This window comes from uncultured Gemella sp., from assembly GCF_963525165.1.
Classification (GTDB): Bacteria; Bacillota; Bacilli; order Staphylococcales; family Gemellaceae; genus Gemella.
In genome coordinates, this window is the sequence record NZ_CAURJN010000004.1 from 24910 (window position 1) to 44614 (window position 19705).

At 31.3% G+C, this 19705-nt stretch carries 12 protein-coding genes and 1 other annotated feature; of the genes, 2 read left to right on the forward strand and 10 right to left on the reverse strand.

Features of this window, described 5'->3' with window-relative positions:
* Positions 1 to 18: 18 nt before the first annotated feature.
* Positions 19 to 1872 carry a 1,4-alpha-glucan branching protein GlgB gene (gene glgB / locus RWQ74_RS01420; protein WP_314396107.1) on the reverse strand — a complete coding sequence of 618 codons (1854 nt, stop codon included), beginning with the start codon at positions 1870 to 1872 and terminating at the stop codon, positions 19 to 21.
* 336 nt (positions 1873 to 2208) lie between these two features.
* On the opposite strand from glgB, the gene RWQ74_RS01425 reads away from it, so the two are divergent.
* Entirely contained in the window at positions 2209 to 4059 is a 1851-nt protein-coding gene (locus RWQ74_RS01425; RefSeq protein ID WP_314396109.1) for a glycoside hydrolase family 13 protein, read from the forward strand.
* 291 nt (positions 4060 to 4350) lie between these two features.
* Here the strand turns inward: RWQ74_RS01425 and ppc are convergent, their stop codons facing one another.
* The 5 genes from ppc to yaaA form a co-directional block, all read right to left on the reverse strand.
* The gene (gene ppc / locus RWQ74_RS01430) at positions 4351 to 7041 is read right to left on the reverse strand and encodes a phosphoenolpyruvate carboxylase (protein ID WP_314396111.1); all 2691 of its coding nucleotides are present in this window, start codon (positions 7039 to 7041) and stop codon (positions 4351 to 4353) included.
* A 343-nt stretch (positions 7042 to 7384) separates the two neighbouring features.
* The gene (gene gyrA / locus RWQ74_RS01435) at positions 7385 to 9832 is read right to left on the reverse strand and encodes a DNA gyrase subunit A (RefSeq protein WP_314396113.1); all 2448 of its coding nucleotides are present in this window, start codon (positions 9830 to 9832) and stop codon (positions 7385 to 7387) included.
* Between the two features lie 16 nt (positions 9833 to 9848).
* A complete protein-coding gene (gyrB, locus tag RWQ74_RS01440; protein ID WP_314396115.1) occupies positions 9849 to 11765 on the reverse strand; it encodes a DNA topoisomerase (ATP-hydrolyzing) subunit B in 1917 nt (638 codons plus the stop codon).
* A gap of 41 nt (positions 11766 to 11806) precedes the next feature.
* Positions 11807 to 12943, reverse strand: coding sequence for a DNA replication/repair protein RecF (gene recF / locus RWQ74_RS01445; protein WP_314396117.1), 1137 nt, complete (start codon positions 12941 to 12943; stop codon positions 11807 to 11809).
* Positions 12933 to 13148: a S4 domain-containing protein YaaA gene (gene yaaA, locus RWQ74_RS01450; RefSeq protein ID WP_314160853.1), complete on the reverse strand. Its 216-nt coding sequence runs from the start codon at positions 13146 to 13148 to the stop codon at positions 12933 to 12935. Before yaaA ends, recF begins: the two co-directional genes overlap by 11 nt.
* A 537-nt stretch (positions 13149 to 13685) precedes the next feature.
* Here yaaA and RWQ74_RS01455 point away from each other — a divergent pair.
* The gene (locus RWQ74_RS01455; protein WP_314396120.1) at positions 13686 to 14504 is read left to right on the forward strand and encodes a phosphotransferase; all 819 of its coding nucleotides are present in this window, start codon (positions 13686 to 13688) and stop codon (positions 14502 to 14504) included.
* Between the two features lie 104 nt (positions 14505 to 14608).
* Here RWQ74_RS01455 and rplT read toward each other — a convergent pair whose 3' ends face one another.
* From rplT to rpoC, 4 genes are all read right to left on the reverse strand, one after another.
* On the reverse strand, positions 14609 to 14968 hold the full coding sequence (gene rplT / locus RWQ74_RS01460; protein WP_003146326.1) for a 50S ribosomal protein L20: 360 nt from the start codon (positions 14966 to 14968) through the stop codon (positions 14609 to 14611).
* Between the two features lie 63 nt (positions 14969 to 15031).
* On the reverse strand, positions 15032 to 15226 hold the full coding sequence (gene rpmI, locus RWQ74_RS01465) for a 50S ribosomal protein L35 (protein ID WP_003145690.1): 195 nt from the start codon (positions 15224 to 15226) through the stop codon (positions 15032 to 15034).
* Between the two features lie 26 nt (positions 15227 to 15252).
* Entirely contained in the window at positions 15253 to 15780 is a 528-nt protein-coding gene (infC, locus tag RWQ74_RS01470) for a translation initiation factor IF-3 (RefSeq protein WP_003145601.1), read from the reverse strand.
* Positions 15781 to 15810: 30 nt separating this feature from the next.
* Positions 15811 to 15924, reverse strand: a sequence feature (ribosomal protein L20 leader region).
* Positions 15925 to 16015: 91 nt separating this feature from the next.
* Positions 16016 to 19696, reverse strand: coding sequence for a DNA-directed RNA polymerase subunit beta' (gene rpoC / locus RWQ74_RS01475; protein WP_314396122.1), 3681 nt, complete (start codon positions 19694 to 19696; stop codon positions 16016 to 16018).
* Positions 19697 to 19705 lie beyond the last annotated feature (9 nt).

The window sequence follows — 19705 nt, forward strand, 5'->3', positions numbered from 1 at the left end:
CCCTTCTTCTAAAACTTATTATTTCTTTTCTATATACATCGTTGTATAAGGTGGTATGTTTGTACTCAAAGCATATTTAAATTCATTTTTCTCTTTATTTATAGTTTTTAAATTTCTATTTGAAATTGCTAATCCATCGTATTTTTTAGCATCTGAGTTCAATACTATTTTATAGCTTCCCCAAGTATTTACTCCTATTTCATAATTTTTCAGCACTTGATTAGAAAAATTACTTACTACTAAGACTTCTTTACCAGATCTATCTTTACGAGAAAAAGCAAAAACATTGTTGTTATTATCATCTACTACATGCCATTTAAAGCCGTCCCAATCACTATCGTTTTCCCATAATGCAGGTGTAGATTTATAGTATTTGTTAAGCTCTTTAACATATCTATGTGTAAATACATGTTTAGGATAAAGCATTAATAACCAATCTAACTCTCTTTCTTCATCCCATTCAATAAATTGAGCAATATCAATTCCCATAAATGTTAGTTTTTTCCCAGGATGTGCATACATATATCCTAAGAACGCCTTAAAATTACCAAACTTATCTTCGTAAGGAACAGGACTTTTATTTAATAGAGATTTTTTTCCGTGTACTACTTCATCATGTGAAATTGGTAAGATGAAATTTTCTGAAAATGCATAGTGCATTGAAAAGGTAAATTTGTTATGTACTCCTTTTCTGAAAAAAGGATCTGTTTCTAAATAATCAAGACTGTCATTCATCCAACCCATATTCCATTTAAAGTCAAAACCTAATCCACCATGTTCTACTGCAGCAGTTACCTTCGGATAACTTGTAGACTCTTCTGCTATCATAGATACACCTGGATAATTTTCTTTTATATATAAATTAAGATTTTTTATAAAGTCAATTGCTTCAAGATTCTCAAAGCCACCATAAATATTTCTTGCAGATTTATCCTCATCACGACAATAATTTAAGAATATCATAGAGCTCACTGCATCTACTCTAATACCATCAATATGATAATCTTCTATCCAAGAAATAGCACTTGATGTTAAAAATGACCTTACTTCATTTCTACCATAATCAAAGACTCTAGTCCCCCATCCTTCATGTTCCATTTTTCTAGAATCTGAATACTCATAACAATATGTTCCATCAAATTCATACAATCCATGTGCATCTTTTGTAAAATGTCCAGGTACCCAATCCAAAATTACTCCAATATTATTTTGGTGACAACAATCAACAAAATACATAAAATCTTCAGGTGTCCCATATCTAGATGTTGGTGAAAAATACCCCGTTGCTTGATATCCCCATGATTTATCGTACGGATATTCTGTTACTGGTAACAACTCAATATGAGTGTAGTTCATATCTTTAACATACCTTACTAATGTATCAGCAAGCTCTCTATAACCCATCTCTTTACCATCTTCATGATGTTTCCATGAACCTAAATGAACTTCATATATGTTCATTGGTCGGTGATGAGGAACTACTCTATTTTTCATCCATTTACCATCTTTCCAATCGTAATTTGGTAAAGAGTAAACTTTTGAAGCTGTTAATGGTCTAGTCTCAGCATGTTTTGCATAAGGATCTGCTTTCCATAATTCAGTTCCACTTTTAGTAACTATTACGTATTTATATGCATCATATTGTTTAATACCATAAAGCTCAACTTCATATATACCTTTATCATTAATTAATTTCATTTCATGAGCTTTCGGATGCCAAGAACAAAACTCTCCTGTTACAAAGACTTTTTTAGCATTCGGAGCCCACACTCTAAATGTACACTTATCTCCATCTAAAAACGAACCTAAGAATTTATAGCTATGGTAATTAGTTCCTTCATGGAATAAATATTCTGCCATACTGTTGTTCACTAAATAACCCCCTTTTTTCGCAAAAAAGTAAGCGTTTGCTTGATTGCGTAGAACTTTTTATTCAATAAAGAAATAACGAAAAAAATATTTTATTTTATTACTATTTATTCCTTTAATTTTTATACCTATAGTATAACACAAAGAGCCCTTGATGTAAATGTTTTCTTTAGTGTTTTGCAGCAAATAATTATACCCCTTACATTACTTTTATATTAATTAATTTCTGTTTTTTTATACTAATAATATTTACTTTTAAAAACTTTTATATTAAAATAAAATTGATTGTTTTTGTAAAACAGATTAAAAATGAAAACTTTGTATTCCGGAGATGAAAATATGATTAAATTTAATCCAATAAATAATAAATATCCCCAGGGGGCTATAAAAAATAATGATGATTTTAACTTTGAAGTTCTTATTAAAAATGATTTTTATTTTAATGACTTAAAAATAATTATTAAAAATGAATTTACAGGAGAAGTTATTTCTAAAAGTTTAGAGTTTAAAGAGAAACTCGATTCTGACTATACAAAATATGTTGTTTCTTTTGAAGCTCTTGCCACTGGTCTTTATTTTTATCATTTTGAAGTTCACTTTGACAGTTTCTATGTTTATTTAAAAAACGATAGACTTAATGCTAAGTTAGTTAATAACAAGGATGAATTACCTGATTGGCAATTGACAGTTTACGATAAAAACTTCACTACACCAGATTGGTATAAAGGTTCAATTATGTATCAAATTTTCCCAGATAGATTTAAATGCAGCGAAAAATTTACAGCAAAAGTCGCAAAGAATGAAAATGTGAGAATTAAACATAAAAATTGGAATAGTGTTCCTCATTCATCTATTACTCACGAAAATTATGGAGCTAAAGACTTTTTAATGGGGAATCTTCTTGGTATTGAAGAGGAAAAAGAATATTTCAAAAAATTAAATATAGAGAGTATCTATCTTAATCCAATCGTTGAAAGTCCAGAAAATCATCGTTATTCAACTTCAGATTATTTTAGCGTTGATCCATATTTTGGAACTAATGAACAATTTGAAAAATTTTGTAAAAACTTTAAAGATGATAATATTAGAATCATACTAGATGGTGTATTTAGTCATACCGGTTCAGATAGTATTTATTTTAATAGGTATAATAATTATGACAGCATCGGAGCTTATAATTCGCAAAATTCACCATATTATTCTTGGTTTAATTTCATAAATTTCCCTAACGAATACCATTCGTGGTGGGGATTTGATAACTTACCAACAGTAATCAAAGAAAATAAAAAGTACAGCGATTTTATTAATAATAAGGATAGCGGTGTTGTCAACTTTTGGCAAAAACTTGGAATTGCTGGATGGAGACTCGATGTTGCTGATGAGTTTCCGGATGAATTTTTAGATAGAATTCGTGAAAGTGCGAAATACTATGACAAAGATGCTCTAATCATCGGTGAAGTTTGGGAAGACGCAACAAATAAGATTTCATACAATACTCGTCGACGTTATTTCTTAGGTGCTCAACTTGATAGCGTAATGAATTATCCTTGGAAGAACGCAATTATTAATTTCGTAAAAAATAAAAATGCAGAAGACTTTACTCTTGAAATTTTAAAACTAGTAGAAAATTATCCGCGCCCCGCTCTTGATGCAGTAATGAACTTATTAGGAAGTCATGATACCGAACGAGTATTAACTATACTAGCATTTGATAATCCTGAAGATGTTCCTGTCCGTGAAAGACCAACATATACATTGTCTAATGAACAATATGCTAAAGCTAAAGAACTACTTAAGTATGCTAGTTTTATTCAATTTACTCTACCTGGTGTTCCTTGTATTTATTATGGCGATGAAATTGGAATGTACGGATTTAGAGATCCTTATAATCGTTTAGGATTTACACATAATGATAAGGATGAAGACTTATTAAATCACTATATTGAACTATCGAACTTTAGAAATGAAAATAAAGATGATTTTATTACAAACTTCGAGTTTATTTATACAAACAACAAGTGTGTTGCATATAGACGAAATAATGTTCTTTGTATTATAAACCTTGATTCTAAAGCACATTTCATTGAAAATTACTCTGGTGAAAAACTATTTGGAAATAATGAAGTTTATTCAACGCCTTTCGGAACAGTTGTTCCACCTAAGTGTTATGTCGCTATAAAAATCAGATAATTTAAAACACACAATTCTTAAAAATAAAGATTGTGTGTTTATTTATACGATTGAAATTCATATCTAATTATACAGTTATTAGGCATTAAATTTCTAAAGAAAGAGAGAGTGACTCAAAAATCGCGATTTCTTAAGAAACAAGATTTTTTAGAGTCACCTCCGCATAGTTTATTAGATGTCTAAAAAGCTTTTATAAAGCGAATTTAGATATCAACAAACCTCTACGTCTATGAGTTACCATATACACTTTTTTTAAATTTAGGGCTTTTGGGGCAGTCTCTCAATTTTCTATTATCCAGAGTTTCTAAGTCCTGTAGCTACTCCATTAATCGTTATGTGAATAGTGTTAATTTGTGATTCAGGTAATTTACCTTCTCTTGAGCGTTTAATTAACTCTAATTGAATTAAGTTTAATGTATTAAAGTACTGTAACCTATTTTCTAAACTTCGAGTTAAATAAGTATTATCTTCTAGGAACTCTTTATGTTCTGAAATTTCTAAAACAACTTGTTTTGTTAAATTCCATTCTCTTAAAATTTCTTCATATACCTTTTTAGTCTCTTCTTCTTTACACAAGTTAGCATATTCTTTAGCTATGTCCATATCTGATTTTGCCATAACCATATCTACATTTGAAAGTAAAGAGGTAAAGAATGGCCAGCCTTTATACATTTTACGAAGTTTTTCAATATTTTCTTTATCTTTGTTTATAAAGTTTGAAAATGCTGTTCCTACTCCATACCAACCAGGAAGCATAATTCTACTTTGTGACCATGAAAATACCCATGGTATTGCTCTTAAACCACCAATATCAGTAATTTTTTTACGTGATGCTGGACGTGAACCAATGTTTAAACTTGAAATTTCTTTAATTGGTGTCGCTTCAAAGAAATAATTGTAGAAGTTAGGATTTTCAAATACTAATTCTCGATATTTATTGTAACTATCTTCCACTATTTCATCCATTATACCTTGAATTTCTGGTATATATCTAATATCAGTATTCACTTTATCAGCATTCATTCTTTGAATTACAGCTGAAAATAGTGCTTCTAAGTTATAGTATGCCGCGTCACTATTTCCATATTTTGCTGCGATAATTTCACCTTGTTCTGTAAGACGAATTCTATCTTGGACACTTCCTAAAGGTTGCGAAATAATCGCATCATAACTTGGTCCACCACCACGACCAACAGTACCACCTCTACCGTGGAAGAATATAACTTTGATATTATGTTTTTCTCCTAACGATGATAGTTCTTGTTGTGCTTTATAAAGTGACCATCCAGATGATAGATATCCCCCATCTTTGTTACTATCTGAATATCCTAACATAATCTCTTGATAACTTCTATTGTCACTTACCCATTTTTTCACGATATCAAGGCTTAAATATTTGTCCATTACTTCATATGAATTTTTTAAATCTTCGATTGTTTCGAATAATGGTACAAGTTGTAATCTTGCAAAGTCACTTCCTACTAAACCAACTTCTTTCAGCATAATTGCAAGTTCTAATAAGTCAGAGACACTTGTTGTGTGTGAAATAATATTTTGTTTAATAACATTATCACCAAGTTTGTCCTTTAATTTTCTAGCAGTTCTAAAGATTGCTAATTCTTTTCTTAATTCTTCTGATTGTTTATTTTCATCATTTATACTTAATGGACGTGGATCTTCTTTTAATTGTTTTAACAGCAGTTCACATTTTTCTTCTTCACTTAATGAGCTGTAATCTTTTTCAATATTTGCACTACTTAATAATTCAGCCACTGATGCTTCATAGACACTTGAATCTTGACGCATGTCAATACTTGCTAAATAGAATCCAAAGATTTTAACCACATTAAATAATTCTTCAAACTCACCTGTGATTAAGATTTCACCTTTATTTTCTAACAATGATTTTTCTATAATCGTTAAATCTGCGATAAATTCATCTGCTGTAAGATATTTATCTCCAATTTCTTTATCTTGTAATAAATACTCTCTAGTATTTTCAAGTTTCTCTTTAATATGTGATATCGCTCTTCTGTATAATTCTTTTTCTCTATACTCAGAAGTATCACTTGAACGATTTGCTAATTCTTCTAGTTCTTTACTTCCTTTAGTAACATGAGATGACATTGAGAATGTTCTATATAAACTATTTAGTTTTTCAATATAATAAGCTGTAATAAGCTCGCATTGTTTCGTAGCTGAGAGATTCAATGTTTCAGCAGTTACAAATGGATTTCCATCACGGTCTCCACCAATCCACATTCCCATTGTTATAGGAGTTTCATTTTTTAATTCTATATTATTTTCTTCTAATAATAATTTATACTCTGTCATCAATTTTGCAATTGCTTTAATAAATGATAAGTTATAATACTCTAATACGTTTGTGATTTCGTTAGCTACTTTTAATTTCTTTTCTCGAATAATATCACTTTGTGTTAATATTTCAATATGTTTTTGGATTGCATTTTTCCATTTTCTTTCATTTATTAAACCATTTTTCACATCACGATGCTTTCTTAATAAACTATGAAGTTTTTCTGTTAAATCAAGAACTGTTTTACGTTGAACTTGTGTTGGGTGAGCTGTAAGTACCGGTACTACATTGATATTTTCTAAGATATTTTTATCTTTAATATTTTTAATAGACTCAGACAATTTCCCTACATATGATTCACCTATATTATTTTTATAGTTAACTTCATAAGCCAAGTCAACATCTTCTGCTATATTAATTAATAATGGTAAAATTGAAAAGAAATTTGCAACAATTTCCATTTCTTCTTGCGTTAAATCTTTTATAATAAGATTTAATTTGTCGTAATTTTTTTTATCAGCTAATGCTTTTAATTCTACAATTTTTTCAAATGTTTCTTCAGAAATCATTTTTTTTGTTGCCTTTAACAACATTTCTGTAAGAATTTGAATCTCTTCTTGTATAATATTTTCATTTACATTGCTTTCTAATCTTGTGTTTTGCATTTAGTTACTCCTTGATAAGATTTTTACTAATAAAGTATATTTATCAGTTTTAACTATATATTCCATTATAAAACTTTTTCCTCAATAAAACAATGAATTTTGAGAGTTTTTTTTATATTCTTAATTTTTTTACTAACTTTTTTTGAATATCGATTCATTGTTCATATTTCACTGCCATATAGTAGTTAAATTATTTTATTATTATTAAACCTTTAGTTTATTATAATTTTCACATCACTATACTTTGAAAATATGATAAATTACTTTATAATTTTCAAAAAAAGAGGAAACTGTATAAATAACCTTTTTCACTATTTATACAATTTACCTCTATTTATATATTTTATTCTTCTTCGTAGACTTCTTCTTTCGCTGCTAAAGTTACAGTCGCTACTTTTTGATCGTCAACAAGGTTAATTACTTTAACTCCAGTCGCTGTTCTTCCTAATGTACTAATTGTAGAAACATCTATTCTAATAATAATTCCTTGATCAGTCATTATCATTAAATCTTCATTTCCTGCAATTGATTTAACCGCTACAATCTTACCTGTTTTCTTCGTAACTTTTGCTACTTTAACACCTTTTCCTCCACGGTTAATTACATTAAATTCCGTAGATTTAGAAATCTTACCAATACCATTTTCTGTTACTGTTAAAATTTTCTTAGATTCATCAACTACTTCCATACCTACTACATAGTCATCTGGAGAAAGTGTGATACCTTTAACACCTCGACTTACACGTCCCATTGTACGAACTTTTTCAGCATTAATTCTAATTGCTTGTCCATTCGCTGTAACTATCATAATATCTTGATCATCTGTAATTCTTTGAACATCGATTAATGAATCGTCGTCATCAAGTTTAAGAGCAATCTTACCTTTCTTAAGAATACTTGCGTAATCTCCTAATTTAGATTTCTTAATGATACCGTACTTAGTTGAGAAGATTAAGTTTGTATCTTCTTCTTGTAAATCAGAGATTGCAATAATAGAGTTTACTTTTTCTTCTTTTTCAATTTCTAATAAGTTAATAATCGGTATACCTTTAGATTGACGGCTCATTTGGTTAATTTCATAACCTTTAAGAGTATAAACTTTACCCTTATCTGTAAAGAATAAGATATGATCGTGAGTTGAACAGCTTAGCATGTAAGCTACATTATCCTCATCATTTGTAGTCATTCCGTTTACTCCACGTCCACCACGCCCTTGTGATTTATAAGTACTTGCAGCAAGACGTTTGATGTATTGGTTGTGAGATAGAGTAATTATAATTTGTTCTTGTTCAATTAAATCTTCATTTTCAATTTGATCTACTTGCCCTTCGATAATTACGCTACGACGTTTGTCTCCAAATTTTTCCTTAACTTCTAATAACTCATCTTTAACGATTTGAATTACTCTCTCAGGTTTTGCTAGTATATCTTCTAAGTCAGCAATAAGTTCCATAAGCTTACTATATTCTTCTTCAATCTTATCACGTTCTAAACCTGTAAGTCGTTGTAATCGCATATCTAAGATCGCTTGAGCTTGAATTTCTGTTAATCCAAATTGATCGATTAATCCAACTTTCGCTTCTTCAGCAGTTTGAGAACCACGAATTAAGCTAATAATTCTATCGATATTATCTAAAGCAATTCTTAAACCTTCTAATATGTGGGCACGAGCTTGTGCTTTTTTCAGGTCGAACTTAGTTCTTCTTACTACTACTTCTTTTTGATGCTCTAAGTAGTGGTAAAGTACTTCTTTAAGATTTAATAACTTGGGTACTCCATTTACAAGAGCAATCATGTTAACACCAAATGAACTTTGTAATGGTGTTAATTTGTATAGATTGTTTAAAATTACGTTACTATTAACATCTCGACGTAATTCAATTACAATTCTGATACCTTTTAAGTTACTTTCATCACGAAGGTCTGTAACACCTTCAATTTTCTTATCACGAGCTAATTCAGCAATTTTTTCAACTAATTTTGCTTTGTTTACTTGATAAGGAATTTCTGTAATAACGATTCTTTCCTTACCATTTTTCATTTGTTCGATTTCAGTTTTACCACGCATAATTACAGAACCACGTCCTGTTGTATATGCTTTAACTATCCCACTACGTCCTAATAAGAATGATCCTGTTGGAAAGTCAGGTCCTTTAATTTTAGACATTAATTCAGCAATTGTTATTTCAGAGTTATCAGCTAATGCGATTACCCCATCGATAACCTCACCTAAGTTATGTGGTGGAATATTAGTCGCCATACCAACCGCAATACCACTACTTCCGTTAACTAATAAGTTTGGAATTCTTGCTGGTAATACTTTTGGTTCTTGTTTCGTTCCATCGTAGTTATCTTGTATATCAACAGTATCTTTGTTAATATCACGTAGTAACTCAGAAGCTATTTTACTCATTCTAGCTTCAGTATAACGCATCGCAGCAGCACCATCTCCGTCAATAGAACCGAAGTTCCCTTGACCATCTACTAAAGGATATCTACTATTAAAATCTTGTGCTAAACGTACAATTGTTCCATATGTCGCAGAGTCACCATGTGGGTGATACTTCGCCATTACTTCCCCTACAACGAAGGCACTTTTTTTGTAAGGTTTGTCATATGTTAACCCTAAATCATTAAAAGCATAAAGTATTCTTCTATGAACTGGTTTTAACCCATCACGTACGTCCGGTAATGCACGTGATACAATAACACTCATTGAATAATCTAAAAATGAATTTTCAATTTCAGTCGTTATGTTTCTTAAGGTAATATTATTTTTATTATCTTCCATGTTCTATCCTTTCTTTCTAAATGTCTAAGTTTATAACATTTAGCGCATTATCTTCGATAAATTTACGTCTTGGTTCTACTTTTTCACCCATTAATGTATCAAAAGCAGCATCTGCTCTTTGAGCATCATCAACACTTACTTGATACATTAAACGGTGGTCTGGATCCATTGTTGTATCCCATAGTTCTTCTGCGTTCATCTCTCCAAGACCTTTGTATCGTTGAACAGTATACTTTTTATCTTCAGCATGTTCTTCAATATTTTGTTTAAGTTCTTCTTCTGTATGACAGTAGAATTCTTTCTTACCTACTTTTAATCCATATAAAGGTGGTCTTGCGATATAAACATATCCAGCATCGATTAATTCTCTCATATATCTGAAGAAGAATGTTAATAATAATGTTCTAATATGACTTCCATCGACATCGGCATCGGTCATAATAACGATTTTGTGATAACGAAGTTTATCGATGTTTAATGTTTCACCAATACCCATACCAATAGCTGTAATTAACGAACGAACTTCATCATTAGCTAGTACTTTATCGATTCTTACTTTCTCTACGTTCAGAATTTTACCTTTAAGCGGTAAAATAGCTTGGAATTTACTATTACGTCCAAGTTTTGCACTTCCTCCCGCAGAGTCCCCTTCGACTAGGAATAATTCACACTCAGCTGCATCTTTACTTGAACAGTCTGCAAGTTTACCTGGTAGGTTTGTAAATTCTAAAGCATTTTTACGACGTGTAGATTCACGAGCTTTCTTCGCTGCGATTCTCGCACGTGATGCTTGAAGTCCCTTTTCAACGATTATTTTCGCTGTTTTTGGGTTTTCTAATAAGAATCTATCTAATTCTTCAGAGAATAGTTTGTTAGTAATAGTACTCATTTCTGAGTTACCTAATTTAGTTTTTGTTTGCCCTTCAAACTGTGGGTTTGGATGCTTAATAGAGATAATCGCAACAAGCCCTTCACGAACATCATCCCCTGTTAAAGATTCTTTATCTTTAATAAGTTTATTCTTTTTACCATAAGCATTAATTATTCTTGTAAGTGCAGTTTTAAATCCACTTTCGTGAGTCCCACCCTCATGAGTATTAATATTATTAGCATAACTTAAGACATTATTTGAATATCCTGTGTTATATTGCATTGAGATTTCTACTTCTTTACCATCCATCTCACCGTGAACATAGATAGCTTCATGTAGTGCATCTTTATTCTCGTTTAACATTTCTACATATTCTAATAATCCACCTTCATAACAGAAAGTTTCTTCTTTTTCTTGTCCTTCTCTTTCATCTTTAAGAATAATTGTTATTCCTTTGTTTAAGAAAGCAAGTTCTCTAATACGTGTTCTTAAAATATCGTATTCATATACTGTCGTTTCTTGGAAAATTTCTGGATCTGCTTTAAAACGAATAGTTGTTCCCGTTCTATCAGTATCTCCTACTACAGTAATCTCTTGAACAACATCACCACGTTCAAATTTCATACTGTATATTTTACCATCACGATGAACAGATGCTTCTAAGTTAGTTGATAAAGCATTAACTACACTGGCTCCAACTCCGTGAAGACCACCAGATACTTTATATCCGCCGCCTCCAAATTTACCACCTGCGTGTAGTACTGTAAGGATAACTTCAAGTGCAGGTTTTCCTGTTTGTTCTTGAATATCTACTGGGATACCACGCCCATTATCCTCTACTCTTATCCAATTTCCTTTTTCAATTGCTACTGTTATTGTATTACAGTATCCAGCTAAGGCTTCATCTATTGAGTTATCTACAATCTCCCATACTAGGTGATGTAGCCCTTTACTAGATGTAGAACCGATATACATACCTGGTCTTACCCTAACAGCTTCTAATCCTTCAAGGACCTGAATCTGATCGGCATTATATTCTTGTGTTTTTTTATTTTCTACCATGATTTTTCCTTTCATTTTAGTAAATTTAATAAATAAATTTTCTAGATTATTTCACTAATATTTCCGCTTTCTATTTTGAAAACTTTAGCTTTTTTCAATAAATCTTCTTTAATATCTGATATTGAAGGTGTCGTAATGAATGTTTGTACATTTTCATTAATTGCATCTAATAATTTAAGTTGTCTATTTTTATCTAACTCACTAAGTACATCATCCAAAAGTAGGACAGGATAAGTCCCCGTCTTATCTTTTAAATAATTAATTTCAGCGAGTTTGAGTGATAATACTATGCTTCTTTGTTGCCCTTGTGAGGCAAACATTTTAGCATCAAGGTCATTTATATAAAATTCTAAATCATCATGCTGTGGGCCTATTTTTGTACTTCCACGCATAATATCATCAAAAGATTTTCTCATAATAATATTCGTCAAATTTTCTTCGGTAAAAGCCTCATCCTCTGTATCTTTAATATTCAATGCCTCTAGAACAGAACTTTTATATCGTATTTTTAAAGTTTCTTGTCCATTTGAAATATTTAACATATTTTCATATGTTAACTTAGAAATATCTTGAACAAACGATACTCTTTCTTTCGTAATATACAATGCTACTTTAGCAAGTTGTGAGGTAAGAGTTTCTAGGTATGTTAAAGCCATTTCATCTTTTGGATTTTTCCTCATATCTTTTAAATACGAATTACGTTGTTTCAAAAGATGTTGATACATTAGGTTATATTTATGATAAATACGTGAAAATTGATAAAATTCTCTATTTATAAACTCACGACGTAGAGCTGGAGATCCTTTAACTATTTGCAAGTCCTCAGGAGAAAATAAAACAACATTAAGCTCCCCAACAAAATCAGTTAACTTAGTTTTCTTAACACCTGCTATCTTAGCGCTTTTACCTTTATTATTAATACCTAACATAATATCAAGATTCTTATTATTTTTACTAACTACACACGACATCGCCGTGGCAGTTTCTCCAAACATAATACACTCACTATCACTTTTTGTTCTGTAGCTTTTCCCAAGTGCTAAACAAAAAATAGACTCTATAATATTAGTTTTTCCATTCGCGTTGTTTCCTACTAAAACATTAAGCGAGGGATGTGCATCTATATTCGTAGATAAATAATTTCGAAAGTACAATAATTTTAAACTTTTAATTTTCATTAATTATTATAAATTCATTTCCTTCTAATTTTATTACATCATTTGAATATAATTTTTTCCCTCGTCTGTTCTCTAACTCTCCATTAAGCTCGACTTCTACATCTTGTAAAAAGTATTTAGCTTCTCCACCTGAACCTATAAATCCTTCTAATTTTAAGAATTGAGCTAATGTAATATACTCACTATTAATAAAAACTTCTTTCATTTCACACCTCCTATGATATTTAAAAATGAAACTTTATGTATATAAATATATTTTATACATTACAATTATATCAAATTTCTTGATTTTTTTCAACAATACACCATTTATTTACACTATTTAAATTAAAAATATCTATTTATACCAGCTATTTTTAAAGATTAGTACACATTTAAGTTCACATAAAAAATACTCCTCAAACTCCTAAAATGTATTTAATATATTCTTCTCAATATTATAAAAAAAAATAGCATTTTAATATAAAATGGAACTGACCCAAAAGTCCTAAAATTTAACAAAGTTCATATGAGAACTCATAGACGCAATGGTTTATCAATGTCTAAATTCTCTTTATAAAAGTTTTTTAGATATCTAATGACCAACTGCTGAAAGTTATTCAACAAAATCTTGTTTCTCCGAAATCACGATTTTTGAGTCACCTCCTACAATGTAATCGTTTTTCTTTGAACTTTTAACTCTATATTATATAATTAAAATGAAAAGACAATATATATTTCAGAAACAAAGGAGGGTATTCTTATGTATAGTTTAGAAAAATTAGAAAAAATATTAAATGAAAAGATTCTCGCTATAGAAGAAACAAGCTATGGAATCACCAATAAGAATTACATTATTACAACGAACAATAATAAATATTTCTACAGAACTTCTAAAGATTCTACAAATATTGTAAATAAAAATAACGAAAGAGAAGCTATTAGTCTTCTAGCTAATGAAGATTACTTTCTTAAACCAATATTCTTCAATAATGATAATCTAATTACAGAATTTCAACCTAATCCAAAAACATTTATTTCACAAAGAAAATTATCAAGTATCATAAGAATAGGCAAACTTCTTAATAATTTTCATTCAAAAAAATTTCAGGCTAAGCATATATTTGATCCTGTTAAACAATTTCATGATTATTATAACAAAATAGATGAAAAAAATAATATTTTTGATCAATACTTGTACATTATAGATGACTTCAGAAAGTTCTATGAACCTGACAGATTATGCCACAATGACTTAGTTGAAGGTAATTTCTTATTTTCAAGAGATAAATTATATTTAATAGATTTTGAATACGCAGGATATAATGATTATTACTTCGATATAGCGAGTTTCATATCAGAAAATGATTTAAACTACGAGGAAACAATTACCTTCTTAAAAGCGTATTTTAGTAATAAAGAATGCAATTATAAGAAACTAGATGTATTTTTACAGTTTTGTGATTTATTATGGTATACATGGGCAATTTTATTATATGAAAAAAGACGTGAACAAGTATATGATGAAATTGCTCAAAAAAAGTTCCATAGATTAAATAATCCTAGAAAAATAGTCTATTAATGAATAAAACACCTTAAGGTGCCTATTATGACTCTCTAAGGTGTTTTTTATTATAAAAAAGATTACTTACAAAATTATGTAAGTAATCTATCAATTCTCTTTAATTATTTAGCTAAAGCTGCTTTAGCTTGTTCACAAATGCTTGCAAATCCAGCTGCGTCGTGGATAGCGATTTCTGATAACATTTTTCTGTTAATATCGATTCCAGCAACTTTAAGTCCGTTCATTAGACGGCTGTAAGATAAACCATTTAATCTTGCAGCTGCATTAATACGAACGATCCATAATCTTCTGAAGTTACGTTTTGTTTGACGACGGTCTCTGAAAGCATACATTCCTGATTTCATTACTTGTTGCTTAGCAACTTTGAATAATGTATGTTTTGAACCAAAATATCCTTTAGCTAGTTTTAAAACTTTTTTACGGCGACGACGAGTCACAGTTCCACCTTTAACACGTGGCATATCTAATTCCTCCTTATGTATAACTTAAATAAGTATTTACGCTATAATTAATCTTCTTTAATATTATTTAACTAATAAAGTTCTAATACGTTTGTAATCACCACGAGATACTAATGAAGCTTTACGTAAGTGACGTTTTTGTTTAGTAGTTTTTCTTGAAAACCAGTGAGAAGTATAAGCACGGCTACGTTTTAATTTACCGCTAGCTGTTTTTTTCACACGTTTTGCTAAACCACGGTGAGATTTCATTTTTGGCATTATCAAATTCCTCCTATATTAAACCTTTATTTCTCTTTTTTTGGTGCTAGAACTAAGAACATACTGCGACCTTCCATTTTAGGTTTTTGTTCGACAGTAGCTATATCGCTAGCTTCGTTAGAAAAGTTTTCTAAAACTTTCTGTCCAATTTCTTTGTGGGTGATTGCTCTCCCTTTAAAACGAATAGAAACTTTAACTTTGTCTTCTTTTGCTAAGAATTTACGTGCATTTTTCAACTTAGTTTCAAAATCGTGCTTTTCAATTGTTGGAGATAATCTTATCTCTTTTGTTGTTACGATTTTTTGTTTCTTACGTGCTTCTTTTTCTTTCTTTTGTTGTTCAAATTTGAACTTACCATAGTTCATAATTTTCGCAACTGGTGTTTTAGCATTTGGAGCTACTAGAACAACATCTAAGTTCATACGCTCTGCAATTTGCATCGCTTCTGCCTTAGTTTTAACTCCTAATTGTTCTCCATTTTGACTAATTAAAAGAAACTCTTTCGCTTTAATACCTTCATTTACTTGTGCAGTATCTTTACTAATGATCAGCACCTCCTATTTATAAATTTCATTAAATACTAAAAGCATTAAAAAAAACTGAGTGCAAAACACCCAGCATAAAATTCTACATTTCATCTACATAAACCTGAACAATCAAAATTGGCAGGTGAGAAACGGGTGCTTCTACTTTTGTATTCAACATTATCTATTTTACATACTTTTTATAGATTTGTCAATAGGAATATAATATTTTTTTATATTCCTATTGACTTTTCTATGTTTCAGATTAAATAGAACCTAATTCTTCATGTAATTCTTCTTCAATTGGTCTACTTAATTCATTGTCCATTTCTTTTTCAAGTTCATTTTCTACTTTAATATCAACATCATTATATCTTGGCATTCCTGTTCCTGCTGGAATTAGCTTACCAATAATAACGTTTTCTTTAAGTCCCATAAGTCTGTCAACTTTTCCTTTAACAGCTGCGTCTGTAAGAACACGTGTTGTTTCTTGGAATGAAGCTGCAGATAGGAAACTTTCAGTTTCTAATGAAGCTTTAGTGATACCTAGAATTACTGGCTTAGCTGTAGCCATGTTCCCACGTACCGCAAGGATTTTTTTGTTTTCATCTGTGAATTTATGAATATCAACTAATGAACCTGGAAGTAAGTCAGTGTCACCAGCATTGATTACACGTACTTTTCTTAACATTTGACGCACCATAACCTCTACGTGTTTATCACTGATTTCTACCCCTTGCATACGGTAAACTTTTTGTACCTCAGTTAATAAGTAACTTTGTACTGCTTCTAAACCTGCAATTGATAGTAATTCTTTTGGTTCAATAGAACCTTCTGTTAAAGCTTGACCACGTTTAACTTTATCGTCTTCTTTAACTAACATACGGCTTGCACCATAGTCTTGATATTCTCTTTCTTCACCAATTTCACTTAATACATAAATTCTACGTACGTGATTATTATCAATTTCAACTTTTGTAACTGTTCCATCTACTTCTGAGATTAATGCCTTACCTTTTGGATTACGTGCTTCAAATAACTCTTGAATACGAGGTAAACCTTGAGTAATATCGGCACCGGCAACCCCACCTGTGTGGAACGTACGCATTGTAAGCTGTGTACCAGGTTCTCCGATAGATTGAGCGGCAATTGTACCAACTGCTTCTCCAACTTCTACTTTTTCACCTGTTGCTAAGTTTTTACCATAACATTTCTCACAAACTCCGTGACGAGAGTTACATGTAAATGCTGATCTGATTACAACACTTTCGATCCCAGCTGCTTCAATTTCTTTAGCTGTATCTAGAGTGATTAATTGACCATCTTCAACGATAACTTCTCCTGTCTCTGGGTGAATAACAGTTTCTTTACTGTATCTACCTTCAAGACGTTCTTGTAGACTTTCAATTTCATCTGTTCCATTTTTCAGTGCGGCTACTCTTAATCCACGAGATGTACCGCAGTCGTTCTCACGAACGATAACATCTTGTGCAACGTCTACAAGACGACGAGTTAAGTATCCTGAGTCGGCTGTCTTAAGCGCAGTATCGGCAAGACCTTTACGAGCACCGTGAGAAGAGATGAAGAACTCTAATACTGTTAATCCTTCTTTAAATGATGAACGTACAGGCATTTCCATGATACGTCCTGATGGAGACGCCATCAGACCACGCATTCCGGCTAACTGTGTAAAGTTAGACGCGTTACCACGGGCTCCAGAGTCACTCATCATGTAAATTGGGTTTGTAGCTGGAAGAGAGTCCATAAGTTGATCTTGGATGATATCTTTTGCTTTTGCCCATTGAGCGATAACATTTTGATATCTTTCTTCTTCAGTTAATAGACCACGTCTGTATAATGTTGTGATTTTATCAACATTAGCTTGTGAGTCTGCTAAAATTTCATACTTATTAGGTAGGACGAATACGTCACTTACCCCTACTGTAATACCAGCTCTTGAAGAGTATTTAAATCCTAAATCTTTCATTCTGTCTAACATCATAGATGTTTCAGTAATGTGGAATCTGTTAAAGATTTCAGAAATAATTTTTGACAAGAATCCTTTTTTGAATGGTGTTACAGCTTCTTTTTCAGCTATATAAGCTTTTAATCCACCTTCTGATAAATCAGATGTTGATACGAAATATTTGTCAGGAGTCGCTGTCTCTAAATTGTCCTTAGTAGGCTCATTTAGATATGGGAATCCTTCTGGTAATATGTCGTTAAAGATTACTTTACCGATTGTAGTAACAAGTAATTTTTTGTTTTGCTCTTCTGTGAACGTTGGGTTTTCAAATGATTTAGCCGCGATACCAACACGTGTGTGAAGGTGAATATATCCATTTTGGTATGCTATTCTTGCTTCATCGGCATCTTTGAAAATCATACCTTCCCCTACTGCTCCTGGTCTTTCAAGTGTTAGGTAATAGTTACCTAATACCATATCCTGAGATGGAGTAACTACTGGTTTACCATCTTTAGGGTTAAGGATGTTTTGTGCAGCTAGCATAAGCATACGTGCTTCTGCTTGTGCTTCTTTTGATAAAGGTACGTGAACGGCCATTTGGTCACCATCGAAGTCGGCGTTAAACGCTGTTGTTACAAGAGGGTGAAGACGAATTGCACGTCCTTCAACTAAGATTGGTTCGAATGCTTGGATACCTAGTCTGTGAAGAGTCGGGGCACGGTTAAGTAATACCGGGTGCTCACGAATAATATCTTCTAAGATATCCCACACATGATCTTCCATTCTTTCGATTTGGTTTTTAGCATTTTTAATGTTATTAGCTAACTCACGTTTAACTAATTCACGCATTACGAATGGTTTGAATAATTCAAGTGCCATTTCTTTAGGTAATCCACATTGGTACATTTTTAAGTTTGGACCAACTACGATTACTGAACGTCCAGAGTAGTCAACACGTTTACCTAATAAGTTTTGACGGAAACGACCATGTTTACCTTTTAACATATTAGATAATGATTTTAATGTTCTGTTACCAGGACCTGTTACAGGACGACCACGACGTCCGTTATCGATTAATGCATCAACAGCTTCTTGTAACATACGTTTTTCGTTTTGTACAATTAGCCCTGGAGCTTTAAGTTCGATAAGTTTTTTCAGACGGTTGTTACGGTTAATTACACGTCTGTATAAATCGTTTAAGTCACTTGTTGCAAAACGTCCACCATCTAATTGAACCATAGGTCTTAATTCAGGTGGGATAACTGGTAATACAGTCATAATCATCCATTCTGGTTTATTTCCAGAGTGCTTAAACGCTTCGAATACTTCAACACGTTTGATGATTTTTACAACTTTTTGACCTGATTTATAGTTGCTTTCACTTAATTCTTTAAGTTCGTTTTTAAGGTCTTTAAGTTCTTTTTCGATATCTAACTCAGCTAATAGATCGCGAATAGCTTCAGCTCCCATTTTAGCTACGAAAGAGTTTGCTCCAAATGTGCTACGTGCTTCACGTACTTCACGTTCTGAAACGATTTGTTTTTTCATGAAGTCAGTTTCACCTGGATCAATAACAATATAAGAAGCAAAGTAAATTACTTCTTCTAATTGTCTTGGACTAAGGTCAAGTAAAAGTCCCATTCTACTTGGAATACCTTTAAAATACCAAATGTGGCTAACTGGGGCAGCTAATTCTAAGTGCCCCATTCTTTCACGACGCACTTTAGCTAAAGTTACGTCAACTCCACATTTATCACATTTAATGTTTTTATATCTAACTCGTTTGTACTTTCCACAAGCACATTCCCAGTCTTTTGTTGGACCAAAGATTCTTTCACAGAATAGTCCATCATTTTCTGGTTTTAAAGTTCTATAGTTAATAGTTTCAGGTTTTTTAACCTCTCCATAAGACCAACTTCTTATTTTTTCAGGAGAAGCTAAACTAATTTTCATATATGCAAAATTATTTACGTCTATCAAGGAGCATAC